The sequence below is a fragment of the Pseudoalteromonas sp. SR41-1 genome (genome assembly GCF_014164015.1).
Lineage (GTDB): Bacteria > Pseudomonadota > Gammaproteobacteria > Enterobacterales > Alteromonadaceae > Pseudoalteromonas > Pseudoalteromonas distincta.
This window is the reverse complement of the sequence record NZ_JACJEK010000016.1, coordinates 81239-105010: the sequence shown is the minus strand read 5'-3', so window position 1 is coordinate 105010 and position 23772 is coordinate 81239. Positions and strand designations below refer to the sequence as shown.

18 protein-coding genes and 2 pseudogenes are annotated in these 23772 nt (G+C 37.6%); 8 read left to right on the top strand and 12 right to left on the bottom strand.

What is annotated here, in order from left to right; genetic code table 11:
* Positions 1-68: 68 nt before the first annotated feature.
* From H5118_RS14710 to H5118_RS14700, 3 genes are read right to left on the bottom strand one after another with little or no spacing between them, the layout of a single operon-like run.
* Entirely contained in the window at positions 69-518 is a 450-nt protein-coding gene (locus H5118_RS14710; protein ID WP_002963026.1) for a flavodoxin, read from the bottom strand.
* Entirely contained in the window at positions 518-1282 is a 765-nt protein-coding gene (gene truC, locus H5118_RS14705; protein WP_182749270.1) for a tRNA pseudouridine(65) synthase TruC, read from the bottom strand. Before truC ends, H5118_RS14710 begins: the two co-directional genes overlap by 1 nt.
* Entirely contained in the window at positions 1275-1595 is a 321-nt protein-coding gene (locus tag H5118_RS14700; RefSeq protein WP_182693623.1) for a YqcC family protein, read from the bottom strand. The genes truC and H5118_RS14700 overlap by 8 nt, the downstream gene beginning before the upstream one ends.
* A 104-nt stretch (positions 1596-1699) precedes the next feature.
* Between H5118_RS14700 and H5118_RS14695 the strand changes: the two genes are divergently transcribed.
* Complete coding sequence (locus H5118_RS14695; protein WP_182749268.1) at positions 1700-2728, top strand: DUF3549 family protein; 1029 nt, start codon at positions 1700-1702, stop codon at positions 2726-2728.
* Positions 2729-3028, top strand: a complete 300-nt coding sequence (locus H5118_RS14690) for a DUF3301 domain-containing protein (protein WP_002963032.1) — start codon at positions 2729-2731, stop codon at positions 3026-3028.
* An 850-nt stretch (positions 3029-3878) separates the two neighbouring features.
* Here the strand turns inward: H5118_RS14690 and H5118_RS14685 are convergent.
* Positions 3879-4532 (bottom strand): GNAT family N-acetyltransferase, encoded by a 654-nt coding sequence (locus H5118_RS14685; protein ID WP_154903551.1) that lies wholly within the window; start codon positions 4530-4532, stop codon positions 3879-3881.
* Between the two features lie 153 nt (positions 4533-4685).
* Here H5118_RS14685 and H5118_RS14680 point away from each other — a divergent pair, with 153 nt between their 5' ends.
* From H5118_RS14680 to H5118_RS14670, 3 genes are all read left to right on the top strand, one after another.
* Positions 4686-4922 (top strand): DUF2789 domain-containing protein, encoded by a 237-nt coding sequence (locus tag H5118_RS14680; RefSeq protein ID WP_002958240.1) that lies wholly within the window; start codon positions 4686-4688, stop codon positions 4920-4922.
* Positions 4923-5018: 96 nt separating this feature from the next.
* Entirely contained in the window at positions 5019-5285 is a 267-nt protein-coding gene (locus H5118_RS14675; RefSeq protein WP_007378199.1) for a hypothetical protein, read from the top strand.
* A gap of 13 nt (positions 5286-5298) precedes the next feature.
* A complete protein-coding gene (locus H5118_RS14670) occupies positions 5299-6072 on the top strand; it encodes a Zn-ribbon-containing protein (RefSeq protein WP_024599765.1) in 774 nt (257 codons plus the stop codon).
* A gap of 66 nt (positions 6073-6138) precedes the next feature.
* On the opposite strand, the gene syd is transcribed toward H5118_RS14670, so the two are convergent.
* A complete protein-coding gene (gene syd / locus H5118_RS14665) occupies positions 6139-6678 on the bottom strand; it encodes a SecY-interacting protein (protein ID WP_182749266.1) in 540 nt (179 codons plus the stop codon).
* A gap of 59 nt (positions 6679-6737) precedes the next feature.
* Here syd and queF point away from each other — a divergent pair, with 59 nt between their 5' ends.
* Positions 6738-7583: an NADPH-dependent 7-cyano-7-deazaguanine reductase QueF gene (gene queF / locus H5118_RS14660; RefSeq protein ID WP_008169292.1), complete on the top strand. Its 846-nt coding sequence runs from the start codon at positions 6738-6740 to the stop codon at positions 7581-7583.
* Between the two features lie 205 nt (positions 7584-7788).
* Here the strand turns inward: queF and H5118_RS14655 are convergent, their stop codons facing one another.
* Genes H5118_RS14655 through H5118_RS14645 form a run of 3 tightly spaced genes read right to left on the bottom strand, consistent with a single transcriptional unit; the run spans position 7789 to position 14143 of the window.
* Positions 7789-8694: a peptidylprolyl isomerase gene (locus H5118_RS14655; RefSeq protein WP_182749265.1), complete on the bottom strand. Its 906-nt coding sequence runs from the start codon at positions 8692-8694 to the stop codon at positions 7789-7791.
* A 32-nt stretch (positions 8695-8726) separates the two neighbouring features.
* Positions 8727-12416, bottom strand: coding sequence for a translocation/assembly module TamB domain-containing protein (locus tag H5118_RS14650; RefSeq protein ID WP_182749263.1), 3690 nt, complete (start codon positions 12414-12416; stop codon positions 8727-8729).
* A complete protein-coding gene (locus tag H5118_RS14645; protein ID WP_182749261.1) occupies positions 12416-14143 on the bottom strand; it encodes an autotransporter assembly complex family protein in 1728 nt (575 codons plus the stop codon). Before H5118_RS14645 ends, H5118_RS14650 begins: the two co-directional genes overlap by 1 nt.
* A 214-nt stretch (positions 14144-14357) precedes the next feature.
* Between H5118_RS14645 and H5118_RS14640 the strand changes: the two genes are divergently transcribed.
* Positions 14358-14693 (top strand): ribonuclease E inhibitor RraB, encoded by a 336-nt coding sequence (locus H5118_RS14640; RefSeq protein WP_007378192.1) that lies wholly within the window; start codon positions 14358-14360, stop codon positions 14691-14693.
* A gap of 44 nt (positions 14694-14737) precedes the next feature.
* Here the strand turns inward: H5118_RS14640 and H5118_RS14635 are convergent, their stop codons facing one another.
* The 4 genes and pseudogenes from H5118_RS14635 to H5118_RS14620 form a co-directional block, all read right to left on the bottom strand.
* On the bottom strand, positions 14738-16489 hold the full coding sequence (locus H5118_RS14635; RefSeq protein WP_182749259.1) for a DEAD/DEAH box helicase: 1752 nt from the start codon (positions 16487-16489) through the stop codon (positions 14738-14740).
* 124 nt (positions 16490-16613) lie between these two features.
* Positions 16614-16916 carry an H-NS family nucleoid-associated regulatory protein gene (locus tag H5118_RS14630; RefSeq protein ID WP_002958250.1) on the bottom strand — a complete coding sequence of 101 codons (303 nt, stop codon included), beginning with the start codon at positions 16914-16916 and terminating at the stop codon, positions 16614-16616.
* A 468-nt stretch (positions 16917-17384) separates the two neighbouring features.
* Positions 17385-18348: pseudogene (locus tag H5118_RS14625) on the bottom strand (DEAD/DEAH box helicase); the annotation flags it as partial.
* Between the two features lie 219 nt (positions 18349-18567).
* On the bottom strand, positions 18568-21456 hold the full coding sequence (locus tag H5118_RS14620) for a TonB-dependent receptor domain-containing protein (RefSeq protein WP_182738938.1): 2889 nt from the start codon (positions 21454-21456) through the stop codon (positions 18568-18570).
* A gap of 1871 nt (positions 21457-23327) precedes the next feature.
* Between H5118_RS14620 and H5118_RS14615 the strand changes: the two are divergent.
* Positions 23328-23605 (top strand): annotated as a pseudogene (locus H5118_RS14615) (integrase core domain-containing protein); the annotation flags it as partial.
* Positions 23606-23772 lie beyond the last annotated feature (167 nt).

The following is a 23772-nucleotide window of genomic DNA, read 5'->3' as shown; positions in this document are numbered from 1 at the left end:
TTATAAAACTATATTAAAAGTAAAAAGGAGCGCATGCGCTCCTTTTTTAATACTTTAAAATTAAAGGATTAAGCAGGTAGTTTTTCTAGCCATACTTTTAACCAAGGCTCGGCTACCGGCCACGGTTCGAAATCTTCACATGCATCTATTTCTAGGCGGTTGCCCACAGGCTTTGCTTGTAAATCGCGAAGTAGCTCGTCAAAGCTTCGCCCTGCGCCACAAAATGTATCGCCGTAACATCTGTCACCCATTGCAATTACACCAAATGGTTTATCGGTAAGCATTGGGAAAGTGCTATTCATTGCAAAGTACAATCCGGCCAAATTACTCGGTACATCACCTTGGCCTGTTGTGGAGGTAACAATCAAAATATGCGATGCATTTTTTATATCATCTAGTGATGCTTCAGTAATTACTGTAGCAGTATGACCCGCTTGCTCTATTGTGGCTGCAACTTCATCGCTTAAACGCTCTGCACCGCCATTAACGCTGCCTACAAAAATACTAATATGTGCCATTAATAATCCTTTTCTTGCTCTGGCCAACCTAGCTGCTTACATATTTCAAGCATGTCTTCACCTAGTGGCGCTTTAATTGTTATTGATTCATTACTATAAGGGTGCACAAAACTAAGCTCTGTTGCAAATAACATTAGGCGTCTTAGCTCAAAATGCTCCCTAAAAAATTGATTATGCTGATTATCACCGTGATTTACATCACCAATGATAGGCAGTGATAAGTGCTTTAAGTGTCTGCGAATTTGATGCTTGCGCCCGGTTTTTGGAAAACACTCAACTAACGAGTAACGTACTGTTGGATACTTACCTATAGGGATAGGCAATACAGCTTGGTGCAAGCAATTAAACTGGGTTTGCGCTTCTTGCGGTGCTTTATCTTGATCTGCAAACTTATCGGCTATTTTATCAAGTTCTTCTTTAAGCGGTTTATCTAAAAATACTGACTCTGGCGCAAAACCGCGTACTAAAGCCAAATAGCGCTTAGCAATAGTACCTTCAATAAATAGCTGGTTCATATCGCGAGCTGCTTCAGAGCTCAGTGCGAACAGCAATACGCCCGACGTAGGTCTATCGAGCCTATGTACTGGAAATACATGTTGCCCTAGCTGGTCGCGCAACATTTGCATAGCAAACTGGGTTTCGTGTTTATCTAAAAACGAGCGATGCACTAATAAACCTGAAGGCTTATTTATAGCCACATAGTTTTCATCTTGATACAAAATAGTCAGCTCGCCATATTCAATAGGCGCTGGACGCTCACTCATTTGGTTCTCCTAAAAAGGTATCAAGGGCTGTTAGTAATTCAATAATTTCATCGCTTCCGGCTTTATTCACAAGTGTCATTTGCGCCATAGGGGCAATAGCAAAGTTACGCGGCAGTGGTTGCCTATGTGTTATTAATTGCTGTATTTTGTCAATAAATACAAACTGTAACCACTGCTCAAATGCCATTGTATCGTGACAAAAAGGAGTATTTGAAAGCAGTGCCTCAGCGTCTATTGGCTCACTTTGCCAAAGCGCGTGTTTTTGTAAAAGTGCCGTTAGCTGCACTAAATAAGTTTGGGTTTGCTGGTACATAACCACCCTCTTTTATATATGTAATGCAATTATACCCTGTTCCCTCACAAGCGGCTATGACGTATAATTAATGTAATTTTGCAGTAAAAACAGTTGAGAAAACAATGAGTGATCAAATAGCTACATTAGGTCAGCTTTTAGATGGTGCGGGTACTCAGTGGCGTGCTTTTGATATTGGCAGGCACATTACTAAGCTTGATAAAAAACAATTTTTAGCTATTGAACAAGCTCAAGTGCCTTACCCTTATCCACTTGCTGGTCATGCATGGCTCGCTATTCAATTTTGGGATACTAAAGCCAGTAAAGAACCGTATGTATGGTTTTTAAAATTCCCCCTTGATGAGCAAAGTATGCTGGTAAGTGCTAGTCGCGATCACTTTGCTGATATGGTTATTCAAGCGCTAGGCACTGAAATTACAGGCGAGCAAGCCGATGGAAAGCTTGATAATAACCCTTATGTTTTTACACCAAACGCAAATAAATTAGCGGCATTTAACGCCCAAGTAAAAGTACTATTAAAACAGCCTGCATCGCAGTATTACGAGCATGCACAATTGTACTTTAGCGGTAAAATTGGTTTTGATAATTGGCAAAGTGTTGCACTACAGGGTATTGCCGATTTTGCACTACGCTTAGACAGCGATACAAACTTAAGTAATCTGCAAAAAGCATGGGCGCATTTACCTATTGAAGTACTACAACCACTCAGTGCCATGCTTGAACACGTTGAAATACCAACATCAATGAGTGAGTTACTTGTTGATTACACCCAGGGTGCAATTAGTAACAACGACATAGTGGCTATAACCGCAGCACTAAGATCAGCTTCAAAAGGTCAAGCTCAAGGGTTATGCGCTCAATTAGTCGATACTGTACTAAGCTCACAGGTAAGACACGACTCTGACGTGTTACTAACAATAGCTGGGCGGTGTTTTAAACAATTAGAAAACCCTGAACGCTTACATGTATTTATGGATAATTGCGCACATCATCAAAAAATTGAAGAATTGTTTCCAAGTATTTTTGCTGACTTAGTTGCAATACCAACTATTCGCCCGCATTTACTAGGCTTATTACGTAAAGAAAATCGTAGCGAAACCCTCGCGCGTGCAATTGGAAGGTTATTCTCTTAAATGGCAAGTTTATGGACGTTCATACTTATTGGTAGTGTAATTTACTTATTTTGGCTTAACCGAAAGGTTGCTGAAGCGGCGAACGTTCATGCTAAACGTCAAAGTGAGCAACTGCAGGTGCAGCTAATGAGTGTTGCATGCACAAAACGCCGCTTTGGTTTTTTAAAGAACGGCAAGCCAGGCATTAAAAGTGAATTTATATTTGAGTTTTCAAGCGACGGTGAAAATGCTTATCAAGGTGTGTTAATTATGGAAAATGAGTTTTTGAAAAGTGTGGTTGTTCCACCCCATAAAATATAAAACTTAATATACTTTAGGAGTATGTGTCTTAAATTAATAAATTTAATTCAACACAAAAAACTAAGGCGTAACTAAAGTTACGCCCCAATTGGACTGCATCCTGCTAGATATCCATTATCTTAAATCCGTATTATCATCCCCTGAACGAGTAAACAACCTTGTTTACCCTCACATTGCATCCTGCAATATCCATGGCCACCTTGGCAAACCCACGAAATCTATCGTTTGGCTACATCCGCAGCATCATCCTTGGTAATCCTTTAAAGTAGCTCCTGCCCCTTTTGCATCCTGCAATATCCATAGCCATCTTGGCAAACCCACGAAATCTATCGTTTGGCTACGTCCCGTAGCATCATCCCTGGTAATCCTTTAAAGTAGCTCCTGCCACTTTTTGCATCCTGCAATGTCCACTTGCCATCTTGGCTGTCCTGCGTAAACTAACGCTCCTGCTACTTCCTGTAGCGTCATCCGTGATTATCCTAAAGTAACTCCTAGCTACTAAGTGCTTCATGCACTTCCTTATTCTTCCTTGTATCCGTTTTAGCTTGTCCTTTATGCTTCCTGCTAGCGTCTGCTATGTTGCCTATTCCGTATCCTTGGCAGTAACTCAATCATTGAGCTATGTCGTCTTGACGAAGAGAAGTTTAAAGCAATCAGGGGGGAGAAATAGGACTTAACATTAAATAAATAAACGTCACAAAAATGAAAAAACAAAATAAACACTGCAGAACAATAACTTAGAACAAAAAAGGCTGCTTATTAGCAGCCTTTAAGTGATAATGCTTACGATGATGTGAGATATATCTCACGGTCTTATGTCCGTTTGGGCGCATTGGCTTACATTATAATTCTAAATAGTTGGCTCAATTATTGGTTTAAACAGTAACTCGCCCTCTACTTGGTTAAAAGTAAGGTGTTTAAATGCTTCAAACTTTTCAGTTTTAAAAAATTCAATGTGCTCCTTACGTGTTACAAATACAGCCATCCCTGTTGACTCAGCGTTGCATTTAACTAAGTCGTCAAGCCCGCGTAGTAAGTAACGACCAAAGCCTTGTCCATGAAAATGCGGATCTACGGCAATAAAAGCTAAAAAATAGTAATTGCCTTTTTGTTTAAGGGCGTCTCTAATTGTTTGTTCTTTATCTATTAATTGATTTGTTTGTAAGTAGCCCGCACTCAGCATTAATTTTAAACGCCAGTGCCAATAACGCTGCGCTTGTAATTGGCTATTAGATTCAAATACACACGCTACTGCTTTTAATTTATCGTTGCGGTATAAACCAATTAATGGCTGTTTTTCTTGCCAAAAACTACTGAGTTCTTCGCGAATTAATGATCGTAATTTTTTTTCGTAAACTGATTTATTTTCGTCATTGTAGCTAAGCATGTTTAGTAATACAGGATCGTCATGATAAGCCTGATAAATTAGGCTCGCTGCAGTACTAATATCTTCTGCAGCTAAATACTGTACGCTGAACGTATCAGCTGGTGTGGTTACACTCATTGTATTTCCTTTATTATTTTAGCTATAGGCTGTTTAACTTTAAACCTAACTATATACCTAAAATTATTAACCGTAAATTCAGCGAGAGTTTAACTAGCAGGAGGTACAGTTAGGTACTAGTATGAATTTTCATTCATTTAAAGGAGCAATATCATGGATACGACAAAACACGACATTAACACACTTTTTGCACAGCTTGGATTACCAAATAGTGATGAGCAAATAGATGCATTTATTGCCTCACATGAATTAGAAGACACAACACTACTCCAAGAAGCTTCTTTTTGGGATGAGGCACAACAACACTTTTTAGCTGAATCCCTCGCACAAGACGGAGATTGGAGTGAAGTAATTGACGAGTTAGATGTACGCATTCGTCAAAGTAAGTAATTTTATTTAATGTACCCTCCCTTATTTATTGCTAACATAGCATCTGCGCAGCATTTATATGCTGCGTATTTATTTTATTAAAGAGTTATATATCTAATGAATTCAGTTGTATTTGATGCAATCAAAGCCCTTCTCGATGAAGGCAAAACCCCTACTGTAGCACTAACTAAAAGCCGTTTGGCGCAACCGGTTCCAATGCCGATGATTATTGCAGCAGTAAGCCAATATAAAAACAATCCTGATTCAATTAATAACTTCATGAGAAACCCACAGCAGTCAGATAATACTGAGCTTAAAACAAGTCAATTAGATAGAATTGAGCAAAAACTCGATAAACTTCTTGCGCTGCTAGAACAAAAATAATTTGAGACTATAAATGTTCGTTGTTGATTTAACTTTTGATTGCTACCAAGACACCACCCTAGAACAAGCCGAACAAGCAATAAATCGCTTAGTAAATGCACTGCGTTTTAATGGTCAAATAATGGGAGAAGAATTTCCAACCGTTTTAAAAGATGGATTTTTTATTACACGCGTAATGTGCCCTACTGAAGATGCAATGCACCCGCTAAATAACAGCCCGTTTGTTAAGCACAGTATCGAAAAGTTACATAGTGCTGGGCTACTTGCGCCAAAAGTAAAAGTGATCGGACAAGATATTCACTCCAACGGCGCTGATTGCTGCAAAGAACCATCAAGTTATATTTTATATACAACCTATGTGCATACGTGCAGCCCGCTTTATTGTGGTGATGACTTTTTGCCTGTGCCGCTATTTCGTATTCCGGCAATTGCTAATGGTGACTATAAAACGCTTATAAAATGGCAAGAAGATTGGCAAGCCTGCGATCAAATTCAAATTAACGGCGCAACCCGTTGTGAATTTCCGGCGCTTGAAGAAATATCGAGTATTAAAAGCGACTTATATAGACGCGGAAAAGACATAACAAAGCGAATTAGTTTTTTAACTAAAAAGCCAACCTATTATTATTTATACCGTGTAGGCGGCGTAGATAAAGCGTCTGAACTTGAACGAAAATGCCCTAGTTGTAATGGCGATTGGAAATTACCTGAATCGTGGTTTGGGTTATTCGACTTTAGGTGTGAGCCCTGTGGCTTAGTGTCTAATATATCGTGGGATTTTCAGTAGTTACACTAAATTAATGAGCAACAATAGCTTGGTGCTAACTGCACCAAGCTGATTGTTGAATAGACTCTAAACCTCTAATGCCTTTAAAAAAGCATTAATGTTGGGAGCAAGTACATGGTGTGTGTTTTTGCCAACATGCTCTAAACATACTTCACCAGTGTGCACCAAAACACTCACTAGTAAATCATCTTGATCTGTTAAACCAATAAATACTGTTTCTGGCTGCTTGAGCTTGCGTTTCATTAAAACGTGACCCGTTATATTTTGCTGTAACAAATTAAAGTCTTCTTCGTTCCATGCTTGTAGTAATTCAACCTGGTGCCCATCAATACTTGCTAAAATACTTCCACCGTACATATGTCCGTATAGCTCGCTAAGCGCTTTTGGAAACTCAAGCTCAAGTGCACTGGCTAAATCATTAAGCGAACCTGCAGGTTGATGACGCGCCCCCTGCCATTGAATGTTTCCTTGCTCGTCAACCTCACCAACTTCACATGGGCTTGGCCATTGCTCGTCGTGCGCAATAAGTGGGTACTTTGCAGTGTTTTTAAGGGTATTTTCGCTAAATTTTTGATGAAGTTGTTCTATAAGCAATGCAACAGACATACTGTGAAACTCATTTAAATTAGATATAATGTCCCCATTGTAACTATTTAAGAGCAAACATGACAGATTACAGCAATTCTCCAGACCTTAAAGGTAGCGTATTAGGCCAATCTACTGAGTATGTAGATGTGTACACGCCAAGCTTGCTTTTCCCTATTGCGCGCAAATTAAATCGTGATGCTTTAAATATTGACGAAGCAGAGCTGCCATTTAAAGGCCAAGACATTTGGACAGGTTACGAGCTTTCATGGCTAAATACTAAAGGTAAACCGCAAGTTGCCGTGGCCTTATTTACCTTTGAATGCCAAAGCAGCCATATTATTGAGTCAAAGTCGTTTAAACTTTATTTAAATAGCTTTAACCAAACCCGATTTGAAAGCATTGATGTAGTAAAACAGCATTTAATTGATGATTTATCAAACGCGGTTAACAGCCCTGTCAAAGTGACTTTATATAATCCTGATGATTACAATTGCTTACCGTGTACAGCGCTGCCAGGTGAATGTATTGATGATTTAGATATTGAGATTAATAATTACGATATTGATGCTAATTCACTTAAAGCAAAGAATGATAACGTAGTAACAGAAACGCTCTACAGCCACTTACTTAAGTCGAACTGTTTAATTACCTCCCAGCCTGACTGGGCAAGTGTGATCATAAGATACACAGGCGAGCAAATATGCCGTGAGTCGTTATTGCGTTATTTAATTTCATTCAGAACACATAACGAATTTCATGAGCAGTGTGTTGAGCGTATTTATAGCGATTTAACAACACAACTTAATATTAAAGAGTTAGAAGTTTACGCGCGTTATACTCGTCGCGGCGGGCTTGATATAAACCCGTATCGCTCTACACATTATAACGATACGCCATTTGCAGTTAAAATTAATCGTCAGTAGGTTATTTTAAACTGGAATATGAGTATAAAAAAAAGGAGCCAAGGCTCCTTTTTTCATTCTTTAATTAATACCAATTCCATTAAGTATGTGATCTAAATTTTACGCAGAAAAAATAATTCAGTTCTAGGCGTAAATTGATGTAAATGGTTGTTCCCTTTGCGAAATTTACAACAAAGAAATGGGTTGTTTTAGCAAGTAAAATAGATCAGCTATTTATTGGAATTGGTATAACTTCGCGCTTAGTGGGTATAGGCATACCACACACATCAACGTAATTATGTGCTTTAACAAACCATGGCTCAACACGGTTTTTACGAGCATTTATTAAGTTTTTAAACACCGATGAGTTTGTTTTCATCACTTTAAATATACTTTTATCGCTTTGTACATCGCCAAGCACTTGTATATTTGTAATTGGGTTAAATGCTTTTCCTTCAGTTGGTATGCGCGTTAAACGGTTAAAATGCTCTATACCCTCTAACACTCGACCAAACACCGTAATGTTTTTATCAAGGTAGCGCGGGCCTTGCCCTATTGTTACAAAAAACTCCGTACTCGCACTATTTATATCGTTGTCGCGCGCCATGGCAAACACGCCACTACAATGCACTTGCCATGTTTGCGTATGTGCTGAGTTTTGAGCTACTGCAAAGCCGTTTAAAAAGCCAGTAACTGGTGCATATCCGTCGCCATTTAGCTCAGTAATTAAAAGTGGTTTGTTTGTTGTTAAATAAAACTCAGCAGGGACTGTTTTATCTGCCGTTTTAATTAACTTTTTACCCGAGCTGTCCCCGCCTTGCGCTACAAAACCTTCAACAAACCGATAAACGCTGGTATTTTTATAAAACCCTTCTCGCGCTAACTTTTTAATATTTTGAACGTGCTTTGGGGCAAGTTGTTCATTAAGCTCAATATACGCATCGCCCGTTGGCAGCGTTACCTTTAAAATATTTTGAGCATCCACTACTCGCCAGTCATTATCTGTTGCACTAGCAATTACCTCACTCGCGCTCAATAAAGGTAGCTCTTGTTTAGCAACATCATCACCTAGTTGTTGAGCACAACCGCTCAATAAAACACTAAGCAGAGCTGGCAATATAATTTTTTTCATCGCTTATATCCTTATAATTATTATAGCTTTGGTTATTCCCAATCAAACTTATATAGCACATCAACATTTTGATATAGGCCGCTCGTTATTTCTATGTATAACTGTGAAAGTAACTGATAACGCACAGCCACTTCACTGAGCGAATCAAATACACCCACGCTATATTTAACTTGTAAGCTGGGTGCTACGTAACCAGATATTTCTACTTTGGTGCTATCACCACTACCTGATGAGCTTAAACTTACATCTGACAGCCCAAAGGTTTCACCTACCTTAGAAACAACCCCTTCGCTGCGGCTAACCCCTTGAGAGAGTAATAACTGTGTAAGCATAGCATCGCTTGACGAACTTTCTCCATCACCTAAAGGTTGGCCATTAAGTAAATATGCAAGTGCTTGTGCTTGATCCATCGCAGGCTCAGAAAATATTTTGAGCGTTGGTTGTTCAACATTACCCGTAAGCGTAACCCCTGCAATGACACCATTTGCAGTCGTATCGGGGTTACGTATTGCTTTAATATTTAAAAATGGTTGTTCAATTGAACCGCTAAAACCGACTTGCCCGGTGCTGATTATTAAATCTTGCCCAAAGGCTAAGTAAGTACCTTCAATTAAGTTAAGCTCACCTGTGGCTATAATTGGTGCTCCTTGACTCATTTTTATCGCTAAATCACCCGCAACTTTTGATTCCAAGCCAAACGATTCTACTTTTACATCGTTTTTGACAATCACTTTTAAATCTATGTCGTAATCAAACGGAACTGTTTCGGTGGCCTCGGTTTTTTGATCAACAATAATTTCATCATCGCTAACTTGCACTGCGCCCTCTGGGAGCTCTTCAATCATTATACGACCGTAAGGCACAACTACCTCACCAGCAAGCTTGAGTGCATTATTAGCCAAGCCTATTTTTAAATCCGGCGATACTTTAAAAGTAACCCCTTGCTGCGCACGTACATAAAACTGCTCGCCAACTACCGCCACATTTACAGCAGGTTGCGCACCTTGCCAATCAACGTCACCGGTGAGGTTTATTTTACCGCCCTGGTTGTCGTTTAAGTTGCCTTTTATTGTGGCTGTTGTTTTATCAAACAATACGTTTATATTTGATTTTTGCAGCGCTATAGGCAATTGCTCGCCCTCTAAACTAATATCGCTCACATTAAGCTCGCCATTTAATAATGGATCTTTTAACGTACCTGCTAACGCGACTTTTCCACTAATATCACCTTTTAACTGCTCAAGGGTTTCAAGAAATGGTTGTAAGTCTGAAAGGAGTATTTTATCAATATTAATAGTGCCGTTAAGCGCTTGCGTATTTTGTATGTCGTCAATATCAATTTGTGTGTTTATTTTACCAAGCACACTTGATTCTAAATTAGCTTCAAGCTTGCCAACTTGAGAGTCCGAAAATGCACTAACAGTTAGAGTTTCGATTGGTAATTTAAAACGATCTTCTTCCGAGGTAAGCACCGCTTCTAAGTCGCTAGAATCGATATTTGCGCGTAATGTTTTAAGCGCACCACTTTGCCAATTAAGCGCTACATCGCCAGTTATATTACCGCGAGTACGAATGCTATTAGGTAAAAAGTGCTTAAGCTCCTCAAGAGCTAAATTGCTTAGTTTAGCATTTAGCTGACCGAGGTTTTTTGATTGGGCTAAGGTGTCTATGCACAATTTACTTTGCTCAGATGCCCAACAATGTGCACTTACATCAAAGTCGCCACTTTGCGTATTAACCATAATGGCAATATTTTTAGTATTACTAAAACTAAGCTTTTTATCGCTGAGCGTTACATTACTAAGCTCGCCATTCCAAGTGGTATTATTAATTTTGCCATTAACTTCAAACTCTACACTGCCTTGCTCAGCATCTACAGATGCCGTAAGTTGGTGATCTGTTTTGTCGCCGCTAATATCAATTTTAACGCTATTAATTTGCTGTTCGGCTACAAGCGCCGAACCAACACTTACCGAAACATCGGTTTGCCAATCGGCTGCGGTATCTAACTGCCCTTTTACTGATAATTTATTAATGTTTATTTCATCAAAAATAAAGCGATCGAGTATTAGCGCTAAATCAACAGAGGGCGTTAACCTTTCCCCTCTCACTTTTAAATTTGCGTTGCCATCAGCAGTAAATGGAATATTAGCTTTTTCATCACTTTTAAGCGTTACTTTGCCATCAACCTGCCAAGTGTCATCAACTTGCCCGCTTAGTGCTAATTTATTGGTGCCGCTACTTAAATAAAAACTATCAATATTAGCTTTTAACGTGTTGTCGAGCTTAAAGTTTGAGGCAAATTCTAGTGGCACGTCGTTAAGTAATCCGTTTAACTTTGTATTATTCATTTGTAGCTGCCACTTGTCGTCAGCTGCATTAAACGAGCCTTTAAACTGTCCTGAAATATCACTGGTAGCGGCATCAGTTAAGTACTGCGCTTTTAAGTTAGCAAGCGTGCCATTAAAGTTAGCCTGTATGCCTTTTTGCCAATCAACATTGGCTTTTATAGTTGCACTGCTTTCGTTCGCTTTAATGCTTAGCGCTTGTAAAGTTGCTTTGGTGAGACTGCCTTTTAATTGGGTATTTAAGTCAACAGCTGGGTACGCGCCTAATTGGCTATTCCCCTGCAGGCTAAGCTGGTAATCGTCGGCATTACCTTGTGCATTGAGGCTTACATTTCGCACTTTAAGCTCATTACTTTGTGTATCAATAAGCCACTGTTTAATTTTGCCATTTAACTCAAACGGATAGTTTTTTTGCTTTAAATTTGCCGTTGCCGTTAAACTAAGTGGATATTGCCCCTGCGTTTCTAAATCTAAGTTTAGATTTGATAAGTCACCATTCAACTGCAAATTGGCTTGGTGCTCATCACTTTGTAAAACAACATCCCCTTTTACGGGCAAGTTCCCTGCAAGCTCAGCGTTAAGATGCGTATTAAGCTGCCACTGTTCATACTTTGCTGAGAATGACTCTAAATTAATAACCGCATCTTCCACACTTAATTGCAGCGAGATGTTTTCAATAACATGTTGGGCTTCGTTTTGCTCAATCGTAATGTTAGCTATTTCAAAGTCTTCAACAACTAAGTCAAGTGGCGAAGTAAATTCTATATTAGGTAATGCGGGTAGGTGCGTTAAAGGCGCTTGAGTATTTTGCGCCGTTTGTGTTTTCGCATCTTGTTCTTGCTCTTTTAAAGCAACAAGTATGGTGGGAATATTCAGGCTTTTAACCGTCAGCTTTGAACCCTCTGCTTTTGCTGAGAGTTTAAAGTGATTAACGCTTACGTTTGCACTTGGGTGCTCTAGAGTAAATTTATTGATCGCAATGTTTTTTACAGCAATATTAAAAGGTAAGCTGATTTTTTCAAGCGGCTCTGCAGCGGCTTCTTCTTGTGACTCTGCAGTTTTTGGTAATGTTAAATTTATAGATTTAGCACTTAAGTTATCTATACAAATTCCATCGCACTGCCACCAAAACAAATCAATTTTCAATTGTTGTGCATTAAAATCCAAGCCATTGCTAGTAAAGCGCACATTAAAGGCATCATTATAAATAAAACGGCCATCTTTAATTACGATATGTAGTCCATCTACCGCTTTGTTTGCACTATAAGCAATAAATTGATTACCGGGTGCGGTAAATAACAAACAAAATAGTGCAACAACTAACGTGACAAAAATAGCACTTACGGCGGCTGTTATCTTTTTTAATACTGACATTAAATTTCTGGCCCTATGGTAATACTTAAACGTGTGCTTTTACTTTCTTTTGTTAATCCCCAAGCGTGGTCTATACGCACTGGGCCAACGGGTGTTAAATAGCGAAAACCAAAACCAGCGCCTACTTCAAAGTCATCAGAAAAATCATTCGTTGCTGTACCACCGTCAACAAATAAAGCCGCGCGCCAGTTTTGAGCAAACTGATAGTTGTACTCTATTGTACTGGTTAGTAAGTATTTACCACCGATGAGGTCGCCATCATCATTTTCTGGCGATATTGATTGGTACGCAAAACCACGAACACTTTGATCGCCACCTGCGTAAAAACGCAGTGAGTAAGGTACGTTTTCAATATCATCAACAAGCATTGCACCAACATTTGCTTTTAAAAACACTAAATGCTTATCTAAGTATGTACGTAACCACGCATGTTGCATTTGCACCCTAATCAGATTAGTACTCGAAAGCACATCATCTAAACCAAACTCAGCAGATATAAGCCACTGCTCTCCCCAGTATGGAGTCGTGCCGCCTTTTGATTTTTTGCGGGCGTAGCTAATACCCGGCATTAACATTTCGGTACTTTCTTCCTCTTCATCACCGATGCGGTAGGTTTCTTGGTCGCGGCGTAAAAATGCAGTACGCACCCACTTATTTTCGGTTAACCATTGGCGCTGAATTTGCCCCGTGAGTATTTCACTGTAGGTATCGTTTGTTAGTTCATCCTCTAATTTATATCCAGCAGAAAAACGCCATAAATCATCATTCGGATCATCAACTGGAATGGTATAAGCCATGGAAATATCTTGCTGCTTTTGCGCCACATTTAAATTAGTTTCGAGATAATGACCGTCTTCTGTGATCCACGGTTTACTCCATTTAAAACGCACTTTGGGCCCTAAGTCAGTACTAAAACCGCCGCCAATTTCATAGCTATTTGCAGGCTTATGCAACACATCTACCTTAATAGGTACTTGGCTATTTTTACGCGCAGCAATATCGGCGTAAACGCGCACGCTTGCAAAATAAGGGGTGCTTGATAAATCCAAATTATAGTCAGCAATATGTGTTGATTTATAAGGTTGACCCTGAGTAAAAGGCGCAAGCGAGCGTATGTATTTTTCAGCAGGCGTATTACTAGCTATTTTTATATCACCAAACTGGTATCTAACCCCAGTATCAATTACAAAAGTAATAACAGCACTATTTTTATTAAGTGACACTTCTAATTTGCGCGCTGGCCACTTTGCATCAAAATAGCCAAGCTCCAATAGCATAGATTCTATTTTTTTATGAGCAGAGTCGTATCTACCATGATTTAAAACATCACCTTGTTTTAAGTTGGTATTTTTAATTAATGCCTGTAATTGTGGATCATTTTGGCCATCGCCGTTTAGCGTAATATTAATTGCTTCTATGCGAGTTGCAGGACCTCGCTCAACTTTAACAATTAACTCGCTGTCGTCTTTATCATAAATAACCTCGACGGTCGGGCTATAATAACCAAGTGCTTTAATGCTATTTTGTACTTGCTTTTGGGCATAACGACGAAGTGTACGGGTTGGTTTTTCACCAATTAATTGCTTGAGATAAAGGGCTACGTTATTTTCTAAATCACCACTTAACCCTTTAATTTCGTAATCTTCTATGATTTTTTCTGCCGCATAGCTATTTGTCGCAATTAAAGCGCTCACAACACATATGCAACGTAAAAACTTAATAAACAAGTAAATATCCTTACTTTTAATATCTTACATAAAACTGGCTGATTACGCGCATATTAGCATAGCCATAATGAGCAACACATTAACTTAATGACAATCTAACGCGTAAATTTAACTTTGAATAAGTATCAGCATAATTAAAATTAGTACGCGTTAAGACAATATTTTAGTTACAATAGTGCCTACGAATAAAAAATTAATTTTAAATGAGTTTTTAATGCAATTCCCTGATGATGATAACGGCCAACTTTTAGCCGAAATAGCCGCTGCTGGCATTGATTTAAATAAAATGCACCAAGTCGATTTTTTTATTTTATTTGAACAAGAAGCCGATGCTGAAAAATTTGCTAAAGAAATAGTCTCTGATGCATTAGTTCAAAATGCTGAACTTGAAAAATGTAAAGACACTGGCGTTTGGGAAGTAATCACTCAAGTACAAATGGTGCCAGAGCACACCCTTTTAGGCCAAGCTGAGCAATACATTGAAAGCATTGCAAATAGCTTTAATGGATACGGTGACGGCTGGGGATTAATGGACGGTGACGAAGCTTAGTTGCCTTTTAATTGTATTAGTTCAATGTACCCTATCAGTTAAGCTTAGCGGCTTAACTGATTTGCCTTCCTAAAATTGCCTTTATAGTCAAATAGCTTATCAGCCACTTTCCAACCATACTTTTTGCTTTTTCGTGCAATAACAAAATCTGGTGGTACTAATTCAAATTGTGCGCTTAGTACTTGCGCTGCAGTTTTAAAATTAATAGGTGTTTGTCCAAGCCCTACTCGTAGACCAAATTGCTTATTAAATATAAATTGCCCGCCTTTATTTGCGAGGTTATATACCTCATCGCAACTTGCGCCATCTTCATCAAAATACGTTACTTTAATAAGTTCATCTTTAATTTGAGTAACCGATAACCCACTACATCGAAGCACAAGTGCGTCTTTTAAGTTTAATGCATTACGTAACTTATCATCAGGGTCGGCCATTACCGCGCCGCAATCATGGCATTTACGTGCCGCAATGTCATTTTGGGCGCCGCACTGCTCACATTCTTTAAACCTAAAACGATAATCGCACTGCTCTTTTGTACCTTCATCATCTTCTAACAGGCCTTGGCAACGCCTGCCAAAGTGCTCTATTACTTTGCCAGTGGAGTCTGTTTTACCCCAAAATATATTTGCAAACCCACAACCTGGGCAAAGTACCTGCACAGGTTCATTATCACTATCGCCTTTTTTATCACCTACTTCTGGGTGAAATAAATTAAAACCATTGCCAGCATAATCTATTACTAAGCAATCTGTTTTCGATTCAGATAACCTTAAACCTCGCCCCACAATTTGTTGATATAAACTAACCGATTCTGTAGGTCTTAAAATAGCTATAAAGTCGACATGTGGCGCATCAAACCCTGTAGTTAATACCGAAACATTAACTAAATACTTTAATTGCTTAGCTTTAAATTGCTTAATGATTTTATCGCGCTCAGTGTTTGGCGTATCACCTGTGATTAGTGCACTTTGATGAGCTGGCAAGTAGCTTAATATTTCCTGGGCATGCATTACCGTGGCGGCAAAAACCATAACACCTTCGCGCTCTTCACTGTATTGAATTACTTGCTGTAATATAGCTTTCGTTGCGCGCTCACTGTTTTTTAAAAGCGCATTCATGTCATCAGTCGTGTATTGCCCAAATGCATTGCTATCTAATGACGAAAAATCATAATGGCTAATTGCTGCATCAACTTCGTTAGGGGGCGTTAAATAGTTTTGTTTGATCATATACCTGAGCGGCAATTCAAAAATACAACTTTTAAACGGACTTTCTTGAGTACCCTTAACAAAACCATGATAATGGTGGTGGTATATCCACCCCATTCCTAACCGATAAGGTGTTGCTGTTAAACCCAATACTTTTAACTGAGGGTTATACTCTTTTAAACTGTTTATTACTTTACCGTACTGACTTTTTTTATCCCCATTTACCCTGTGACATTCATCAATAATAAGTAATGAATAATGCTCATTTAATTTATTTAAATTACGAGAAAGTGATTGCACACTGGCAAAGGTTACTTGATGGTTTAATGATTTTTCTTTTAAGCCTGCTGAAAATATACTCGCCTCTAAGCCAAAACTTTTATATTTTTGTGAATTTTGCTCTACCAGCTCTTTTACATGAGCAAGCACTAATATTTTTTGCTTAGCTATACGGGCAAGTTCAGCAATAACCAAACTCTTACCTGCGCCGGTTGGTAGTACAATAACGGCAGGATCATTACTCTTTCTAAAGTGTAAAACGGTGCGTTCTACGGCTTCTTGTTGGTAAGGTCTTAGTTTATAGCTCATGGGAAAACAAATAGGTTCGAGTGAGGAGATTTTAGCAAATAATAGCTGGGAGTTTTAAACTTTAATTATATTTTATTGAGGGGTAAACAAAAAAGAGAAGCCGAAGCTTCTCTTATATTTAGCTTTAAGCTAAAAACTTTTCAAGCTCAACACCTTCAAACGCTTTAGGACGACGGCCACGCCCAGTCCATTCAATAGTCTCACCATTAAGTTCCATACGGTACTTAGGCTTAACTTTGGTGCGCTTGTCTGATGCTCCATCTTGTAAATCTTCTAGCGTAAGTCCTTTTTCTTTTAAAAGATCCAAAACTTCCTGTTTCGCTTTTTGCTGCTGGGTATATTTTGAAATTGCATCATTGATAAGCTGTTGAGCTTTTTCAAGCTCTGTTAATGATGCTGTTTTAATAAAAGATCGGACTTCTTTCATCTATATCTCGCTAAATTGTGTGATTGGAATTATTTAATTATTCCTACTTAGTATAATGCCAAGTAGTTATTTTTACCATTCAAAGACACCTGCTGCTTTAAGCTTTATAAAAAAATACTTTTACAATAGTATAATTATCAAATTTAGAGGCTATAAAATGACAATGCAATAATTTTAACCGAGTAGACTCAATAACTAGAGATTACCCTTTTTTACCGTGGCTAAAAACACTAAGTTCATATTTAGCCTATTTATTAAATCAGGCGACATTTGTAAACTTATTTATTAAATAGTCTAGCCCTAAATATATTTACACATTTAGGACTAGCTTTATGAAAACTACTAAAACTAAAGACGTTAAGTGTACTCAACGATACTAAATCGAAAGAAAACCCACCACAAAAAGTTAAACGTTTAGGCCGTGAGATAGAAGACTTACCCCTAAAGCAATTTTGGTATTTATAGGTGCAACATAGTTATAAAGTTGACATGTGGCGCATCAAACCCTGTAGTTAATACCAAAATATTAACTAAATACTTTAATTGCTTAGCTTTTAATTGCTTAATGATTTTATTGTGCTAAGTGTTTGGCGTATCACCTGTTACTAATGCACTTTGATGAGCTGGCAAGTAGCTTAATATTTCCTGGGCATGCATTACCGTGGCGGCAAAAACCATAACCCCTTCGCGCTCTTCACTGTATTGAATTACTTGCTGTAATATAGCCTGCGTTGCGCGCTCACTGTTTTTTAAAAGCGCATTCATGTCATCAGTCGTATATTGCCCAAATGCATTGCTATCTAAGGACGAAAAATCATAATGGCTAATTGCTGCATCAACTTCGTTAGGTGGCGTTAAATTATTATGTTTTATCATATACCTGAGCGGCAATTCAAAAATACAACTTTTAAACGGACTTTCTTGAGTACCCTTAACAAAACCATGATAATGGTGGTGGTATATCCACCCCGTTCCTAACCGATAAGGTGTTGCTGTTAAACCCAATACTTTTAACTGAGGGTTATACTCTTTTAAACTGTTTATTACTTTACCGTACTGACTTTTTATCTTCATTTACTGTGGCATTCTTCAATAATAAGTAATGCTCATTTAATTTATTTAAATTACGGGAAAGCGATTGCACACTGGCAAAGGTTACTTGATGGTTTAATGACTTTTCTTTTAACCCTGCTAAAAATATACTAGCCTCAAGACCAAAGCTTTTATATTTTTATGCGTTTTGCTCCACTAATTCTTTTACATTCGCCAGCACTAAAGTTTTTTGTTTGGCGATACGGGCAAGCTCAGCAATCACTAAACTTTTACCCGCACCTGTTTGTAAAACAATAACAGCAGATTCGTTAGTTTTTCTAAAGTGCAAAACCGTGCGTTCAACCGCCTCAATCTGGTAAGGTTTAAGGGTGTAGCTCATAAAACAATTTAGTCCTCAATAGAATAGGTAATTATTTGACAAAAATCACTATCATACTCCAACATAGAAATATTATCTCGACAGCATTAAGACTTATCTAACAATACCCTGATTTTATGGGAACTATATTATTTATATATAAAAAATACCCTTAACCGGAATGGTTAAGGGTATTTTATTGTTTGCTAAAATTCTCAGCTTTCTAAATAGTAGCTAAACTTAAAACTTATAAGTAGCCTGAAGGTAGGCAAAGCGACCGATATTGTCATAAATCGCTGAGCCTGCGCCTGTACCGGTTGTTGAGCCCGGTAATCCACGGTTAAACAAGTTATCAACACCTAGCTTAAATCCAACACCACTATCAAAGTTATAAGCAACTGATGCATCAGTTATGAAGTAAGAGCCATAACGCATTTCATTTGAAGGGTTAGGGTTTGCTTCTATTTGTGTCGGATTGTATAGCTCAACGCTGTTAATAAAACGAGTGCTGAAATCTACAACAAGGTTTTCATAAGTATAATCAACAGAAATACTACCCTGCCATGTTTCATTACCTAATACACCTTCATAATCTGTGTAATTTTCAGGCTCAGCTGAGAAAGGATAATCTTTTGCTTCAATCAAATAAGTACCGATAAAACTAGTACCAAAACTACCACCTAGGGCATCAAAATCATAACCCACCTCAAAGTCAACACCCGAGTTAAGACTACGTGCAATATTAAGTGCAAAGCCCTTTAGTAACGTAATTTCACTTGTATTTGGATCACGAGTTATAAGACCACAGAATTGGTTGTCAATACCAGTTGGTGAATCTACACAACGATCGATAATTGTTTGGAAACCAATACCACTAATTGTGTCATCGATATCAATTTCCCAGTAATCGGCTGTTACGCTGAAACCCTCTAACCATTCTGGCTGGTAAACAATACCTGCGGTAATAGATCTAGACTCTTCAGGTTGCAGATCTGGATTACCACCAACTAAAGTCTCAAGCGTTGCGCTATCATAACTTGAGTCAAAGTCAGCAGGTACACCAAGCGCTGCACAGTTAGCTGCACGAACAGCTCGGCCTGCATCACTTAATTGATCAAGCTCTGAAACCTTACAGCTATCGTCAACATTTGCGAAAGACTGGCTTTGGCCAGAGAATAATTCGTCGATATTTGGCGCACGCATTGCTTCAGATACTGTAAAGCGAGCACGTAATTCAGGCGTAATAGTCCAATCTAAGCCTAATTTCCAGCTTGTAGCATCGCCTATAGTTGAGTAATCAGCATAACGTACAGCTGTGTCAAAAACTAACGTATCAATTAAAAATACATCTTCAATTAATGGTACTGATAGTTCAAAAAATGCTTCTGTTACATCGTAACCGCCATCAGTCTCACCAAGTGCATTAAAGAATGTAGCCCCTGTTTTAGCAAATGGGTCCTCAATGGTCACACTTGTTTCATCACGGTACTCAACACCGCCTGCAAAACCAACCATACCCGCAGGTAGCTCATAAATTGCAGAGTTACTAAATGTTGCATTAAATACTGTTTGCTTGATTTCTGATGTGCCAATTGATGTTGTTGTAACATAGTCAATTGCTTCTTGGCTAATTGCGCCGTCACCCATTATATTTGCCGCAACACAACCATCAGCACGCGCAGCTTCACTACGACACACGATATTACCACTGTCATCAAACACAGCATCAATTGCATTAGCATAGTTGTCGTATATTACATTGGCGCCATTAATGCGCTCTATCTCAGACTTACCATGGACTAAAGAAATATCCATAGACCAGTCATCAGTAATATAACCTTGGATACCTGCAACAAACCGTGTAGTTTCACGTGTATTTTCTTCTAAACGGCGACCAACATCGTTGTACATTTTATTTACACCGATCATTGATAACCCTTCATCATCCATCAATGCCGCAGTGTCAGCCGATAAAAATGCATTATCTCGCTGTATCATATTTGCGCCACTAAAGAAGCGGAAGAAAGGTTGGCCTATATTTTCACCTTCTGTTTTAGAATATTTAGCTTGAAAATATGCGTTTAATTCATCTGTTACGTCATAATTTGTTTTAAAGTTAAAGTTAACGCGATCAAACTTAGGTTGTATTTCTGAATATTGGCGTAAGTTAATGAAATCACAACCAGCGCTTCCACAGAATTGGCCATCATCAATAGCACCTGTATAAACATCGTTTAATGAGCTATCACCATTAAATTTACCTAAAATACCACCTGTATTTGGATTCCAAACAGTTCCTTGATTTGAAATTAAATAATAACCTGCATTTGGCACTACGATTTTATCTGGATATGCTTCACTATCGAGTTGTCCGTCAGGTCGATCTTGACCTGTAACAACATCATATGGCATAGATGCATACGATGTTGCAGTCCAAGGGTTATCTAAAGCATTTAATGAGTTTTGTGTATTATATTCTACAGAGAATGCAGCATTACCACGTCCTTCAGCAAAATCTTTACCATAAGAAAAAGTATATTTTTCATTTTGATAAGAACTATTATCAGCAAAGCCTTTCGTTGCAGATACATTAAAACCTGTAATATCTTTCTTTAGTATAAAGTTAACAACACCTGTAACAGCATCTGCGCCATATACAGCAGACGCACCACCAGTAATAATCTCAACTTTTTCAATCCAAGAGCTTGGAATGGTATTCGTATCAACCGAAGATGTTCCTGGAGCACTAGAAACATGACGTTTACCGTCAACAAGTACTAATGTACGTTCACTCCCCATACCGCGTAAGTCTAGTAAACTAATACCCGCTGTGCCGATAAAACGGCCAGAGTTTGCAAGTGAATAAGTAGTAGCTAAGGCTGGCAGTTTATTTAATACTTCACCGATATTCATCGCACCAGTGCTAACCAAATCATCCCCTGTAATTACGGTCACTGGTGATGGTGAAATTGCACCTTCACGTAATATACGTGAGCCTGTAACTTCAATTCTTTCTACTTTTTCTGCATTTTCTTCTGCAGCAAATGAGCTTGCTGAGAAGGCAGCTGTTGATGCTGTGCCAAAAGCAATCGCTAAGCGAACTGCCTTTGAAATTTTATTGTTTAACATTTGATTCTCCCTAGAATACTATTTTATTATTTATGCTTAATTTTTAAAATTAATGCGCAATAAAGCCACTTAATAAGACTAAAAATGCCTATATGAAGGCACAGTAGGACTTTATTGTGTGACGGATGATAGTACTAGAGAAACAAAGAGGTCAACACATTATTAACTTTAAACCAGCAAAAATAACAAATGTATCTTTCACCACTACATTAAAATCAACAGTAAGGAGCTGATTTTATTGAAAAAGTAATATGTGTATATTTAAAGCTTATATCACCTTAAAATAAAATACTTTAATAACAATAACTTGAGTGTTTGTAAAGATTTGTAACAAAGCATCATTAAAATATATAAAAACATTCATATTTAGTAGACTTATCTAAAGCTGCAGGTTTAAAAAAGCGTCTCTTTTATTTAAGGTGAAATAAAAAATAACCTTACTATCAATTAGATAACCTCACTTTTATACCTTAACAATAAGATGTATATGACTTATAGTATGCTTGTAAAATTTATTATAGGAATGGACCCAATTAATGTGTAAACATACATAATTACTTACTCCTTCCTTATTTTGCAATCTGAGTTGTAAATTTTATGTTTTCTAACTTAGATATGTGGAAAAACCTTTTGAAGTAATCACTTAAATTTTATCCTGATCTTTTTAGGATAGGCAGATTATAACCAAGCTACCTGTGTAGCTTTTATGTAAATACCTACTACTGCCTGCATTTAATTTGTTTGAAAAATTCAGTTTAGAACTATTGGTACACATGTCAGATTATAAGTTTGGTTATATTATTTTGTAATTTGGCCTACATCGTGTTTAACCTGATTTATTGAGCTAGCCAGCTGCAAATCATAAATAAACTTTCTTTGATATGTCGTAAAAATGTTCATTATCATTTTTATACTCGAAAAGAGCATCGACTGATGAGTGTTTGTTTAATGAGAGGAAATTATGAACTCAATTGTGAAGGTAGTGCTTGAACATTTGGTTATTAACTGGCCAATATTATTCCTTAATACTTGTTCTAATAATATTGAAACCATCTCTTTATTTACTAATTTGGTAACATTCATCTGAGTATCACATTAACCGGTAAATCAAAGTTAAAACATCCAAAATTATCAGATAAGCTACATGTATTTGATACGGCCTTAACTGTTAATATTGAATGTACTTAAGAAGAGTTACTCCCTATTAAGTGTAATGCGGGATACCCTCTATATTCATATTTACAGATACTTTTGCCGGGAGCCTCTACAATGATTATCGCTAGAAATAGAACAACTAAAGTTTATAATTACTCAGAATAAATAAGCTATAAATTATAAATCACGACAAACACTTAAAACACTTATTACAATTAAAATCAACCACCTAACTAAACCAAGAGATAAATCATATATAATAATTTTGTAAAACATACGTTATTGAAATACGATAAAACACCAACTAAATACAAAGTTACCACGTTAACAAGGTTTGGCAGATAGTCGAAAATCAATGAAATAATGTAGCCTGGAGGAGGGGTAAGTTTAATAGCAAATAGTTTACTTAATATAGATAACCTGTCCGTATTATTATTAGTACTAACACATCAAGATTTCAAAAATAAGTTAAAATATTGCAATTAAACTTAGTAGTAAAATTAGTTCCTATCTTGGTAAATATTTCCTCTTTTGTTAATTTCTCTCATTGCCTCTTGATTTTTTTTGCGTCTTTCTTCTGCCAACTCTTTTGACATGCATGTACGCTTTTTAATATTACTACCTGTCACCGCTATTTTTTCGCATACCATATTTTCATTACTGCTTAGAGAGTCTTCACTCAGTGAACTACAACCAGATAGAAATAGTAAATTTGAAATGATTATCAGCTCTATTTAGCTATCAACGATATCGACCATACGAAAACTAAAGCCATATCACCGCAGACGAACGGTATCTGCGAACGCTTCCATAAAACGATATTGCAAGAGTTTTATCAGGTAACATTCCGTAAAAAACTATATAGTTCACTGGATGAATTACAGAAGGATCTAGACGAATGGATGGTTTACTAAAATAATGACTGAACTCATCAGGGGAAAATGTGCTGTGTAGAACAACATTAGAAAAATTATTAGACGGAAAATCGATTTAGGCTGAGAAAAGTTTAGCTCAAATCTAAACTGACAGTCACCGATTAATAAACGGGTAACTGTCAGATCGAGTCTGATCTAGTACATTTAATAACTGGCGAGTATCTCATTTAGAGCAAATTCGATGGGTGATTGATTTCTTATTAATCACACTAATACAGTTAATAGC

Coding starts and splice junctions, on each gene's coding strand:
- H5118_RS14710 (WP_002963026.1), bottom strand. CDS start 518: ATGGCACATATTAGTATTTTTGTAGGCAGCGTTAATGGCGGTGCAGAG.
- truC (WP_182749270.1), bottom strand. CDS start 1,282: ATGAGTGAGCGTCCAGCGCCTATTGAATATGGCGAGCTGACTATTTTG.
- H5118_RS14700 (WP_182693623.1), bottom strand. CDS start 1,595: ATGTACCAGCAAACCCAAACTTATTTAGTGCAGCTAACGGCACTTTTA.
- H5118_RS14695 (WP_182749268.1), top strand. CDS start 1,700: ATGAGTGATCAAATAGCTACATTAGGTCAGCTTTTAGATGGTGCGGGT.
- H5118_RS14690 (WP_002963032.1), top strand. CDS start 2,729: ATGGCAAGTTTATGGACGTTCATACTTATTGGTAGTGTAATTTACTTA.
- H5118_RS14685 (WP_154903551.1), bottom strand. CDS start 4,532: ATGAGTGTAACCACACCAGCTGATACGTTCAGCGTACAGTATTTAGCT.
- H5118_RS14680 (WP_002958240.1), top strand. CDS start 4,686: ATGGATACGACAAAACACGACATTAACACACTTTTTGCACAGCTTGGA.
- H5118_RS14675 (WP_007378199.1), top strand. CDS start 5,019: ATGAATTCAGTTGTATTTGATGCAATCAAAGCCCTTCTCGATGAAGGC.
- H5118_RS14670 (WP_024599765.1), top strand. CDS start 5,299: ATGTTCGTTGTTGATTTAACTTTTGATTGCTACCAAGACACCACCCTA.
- syd (WP_182749266.1), bottom strand. CDS start 6,678: ATGTCTGTTGCATTGCTTATAGAACAACTTCATCAAAAATTTAGCGAA.
- queF (WP_008169292.1), top strand. CDS start 6,738: ATGACAGATTACAGCAATTCTCCAGACCTTAAAGGTAGCGTATTAGGC.
- H5118_RS14655 (WP_182749265.1), bottom strand. CDS start 8,694: ATGAAAAAAATTATATTGCCAGCTCTGCTTAGTGTTTTATTGAGCGGT.
- H5118_RS14650 (WP_182749263.1), bottom strand. CDS start 12,416: ATGTCAGTATTAAAAAAGATAACAGCCGCCGTAAGTGCTATTTTTGTC.
- H5118_RS14640 (WP_007378192.1), top strand. CDS start 14,358: ATGCAATTCCCTGATGATGATAACGGCCAACTTTTAGCCGAAATAGCC.
- H5118_RS14635 (WP_182749259.1), bottom strand. CDS start 16,489: ATGAGCTATAAACTAAGACCTTACCAACAAGAAGCCGTAGAACGCACC.
- H5118_RS14630 (WP_002958250.1), bottom strand. CDS start 16,916: ATGAAAGAAGTCCGATCTTTTATTAAAACAGCATCATTAACAGAGCTT.
- H5118_RS14620 (WP_182738938.1), bottom strand. CDS start 21,456: ATGTTAAACAATAAAATTTCAAAGGCAGTTCGCTTAGCGATTGCTTTT.